The organism is Bathymodiolus platifrons methanotrophic gill symbiont, from assembly GCF_002189065.1.
Taxonomy (GTDB): Bacteria; Pseudomonadota; Gammaproteobacteria; order Methylococcales; family Methylomonadaceae; genus Methyloprofundus.
The window spans coordinates 1-2,039 of record NZ_BDMN01000456.1; the positions used below are offsets into that span (position 1 = coordinate 1).

General features: G+C 39.4%; 3 protein-coding genes. 2 read left to right on the forward strand and 1 reads right to left on the reverse strand.

Features of this window, described 5'->3' with window-relative positions:
- Positions 1-259: 259 nt before the first annotated feature.
- Entirely contained in the window at positions 260-841 is a 582-nt protein-coding gene (locus CDZ78_RS19280; RefSeq protein WP_140414237.1) for a hypothetical protein, read from the forward strand.
- A complete protein-coding gene (locus tag CDZ78_RS19285) occupies positions 796-1,473 on the forward strand; it encodes a hypothetical protein (protein WP_087871420.1) in 678 nt (225 codons plus the stop codon). Before CDZ78_RS19280 ends, CDZ78_RS19285 begins: the two co-directional genes overlap by 46 nt.
- Before the next feature lie 17 nt (positions 1,474-1,490).
- Here CDZ78_RS19285 and CDZ78_RS19290 read toward each other — a convergent pair.
- On the reverse strand, positions 1,491-2,039 hold a 549-nt coding region (locus tag CDZ78_RS19290), incomplete at its 5' end, for a transposase (RefSeq protein WP_244559300.1).

The window sequence follows — 2,039 nt, forward strand, 5'->3', positions numbered from 1 at the left end:
AATGGCGGCATACCGTCGCTTATTTTTTTCACAAAGTGAGTCATAAAATTTCTTCATCGACTTTTCGATATTTTTTTTATAAGGAAATGACATAAGACAACCACTGAGTAATAAATTAAGATAACCTTAATTTAGGGGAGATATTTCATTATTCAAGCTTGGCTGCTTCAGGAAGTTATTTCGTGCACATTCCTTAGAATCAAAATCAGATAATGATATTACGGATCAAGATTACATAGCAATTATTCAAAAAATTGAGGTGGACTTTTTAAAAGCAACAGAAAAGAATATTCGAATGAATGTTCTTGCTGATATTGGAAGAAACTTTAGGATGAAAGATGCTGATTATTCACGAAGTGATCGCATTGCCGAGATTTACAATGATTTCCTTTATCAAACTGTTGCAGAAAGTTTGGGTGACCCAGTGGAAATGCGGAATCTGAAGATTCAGCCTTTAGGAGGTCCTGACAATTTTCATCCTAAAAAACATAATAGCAAGAGATCAGCAAAAGTACCTATTCTTGTGCTTAACGCAACATCGATTAATGGGGGCAGAAATTGGCAGTTTACTGCACGAACAATGGGAGAGCCTCCTAGCCGGAAATCGCTTATAGACATTGACAAAAAGCCTATTCGTTTACGTAGAGCAACAGAGGATGGCTATCAGAAAATGGTGAAAAATCAACAAGATTTTCCTTTAGGCCATGCTGTGGCCGCTTCTGCATGTGTACCTGGATTGTTTGAGCCTTTAGCGATAAGTGATCTCTATTTTGACAAAAATAAGGATGAAAAATTGTGCCGCAACTTGTTGATGGCGGTGTTTTTGATAATCAGGGGGTAGAGAGCTTATTAAAAAATGAATGCACACATTTTATTGTCAGTGATGCTTCAGGGCAAATGGGGGTGGAATATGAAGTTTATACTGATCCAGTTTCCGTACTTTTACGTGTAAGTGGTGTATTACAAGATCGAGTTCGTACCGAAGGGCTATTGCATTTATTGGATAGTAAAGGTGAAGAGAATGTTGTTTTTATTGATCTGCGTAAAGGTCTAGGTGAACGGGGAATTAGCTGGATTAACCAAGATAATGTTCCTGCAGAAGAAGATAAGATAATTGAACCAAACTGTAAAGAATTTGACGTAAATGCTGAAGTACAAGAAAAACTGTCCTTAATACGTACGGATTTAGATGCTTTTACAGAAGTGGAAGCTTATTCTTTGATGTTAGATGCTTATCAGATGAGTAGAAAAGATTTGGTACAATTTGTAAATGCTAAACAGCAACCAGAAGCAGAATGGAAATTTGCTCAAGTTGCCGATTTTCTGAAAGAACCAACGCCGGAATACTTAAAGCAATTAGAGGTTGCTAAGTCAATTTTTGGAAAAGCTTTGCTGGTTTTTCCATGGCTTTGGGCCCCAATTATTTTAGTTGCGGCAGTTGTTTTATTTTATTCCTGGGAACCTATTATCTGAAGTTTCCTAGAAATTCATCAAGCGACCATGCGTAACAAAACGGTTACCACCGAATTTACAGGGGAGCTGCTGTATTTGGGGCAAACCCTTTCAAAATCCGGGTCCAAAGCAGCTTCGGCAATGATACGCCGGATATCTGAAAAGGCAAAACTGGTCCGCCCCTTTACTTTGTGCCGACGTTCCGGATTGGTTTTTAAACGATCAGCATAAATCCACGTTAACGTTGTTGCCATCATACAGAAGTTCAGGTGGTTGGTCACTGCCTGCGCATTACGGCACTGGCTTTTCTGGCTACCTATGTCCTGCTTGAGTTCTTTGAACCCGGATTCGATTTTCCACCTTGCCCCGTAATACTCGATAATCTGTGTGATGGATAAATTTAAATCGGTAGTAAACAAAGCAATCCACTGCGTGCGACGAAACACCCAGACAACCTGAACGGGCCGTTTCAATGTTTTCAGCATGACAACACGACTATAAGCACTAACTTCACGCTGCTTTCCATAGAGATTCACGTTGTAAAACCGAGCCTCTTGTTGTACTGTTTTTGCCATGTCTGTAGCCGA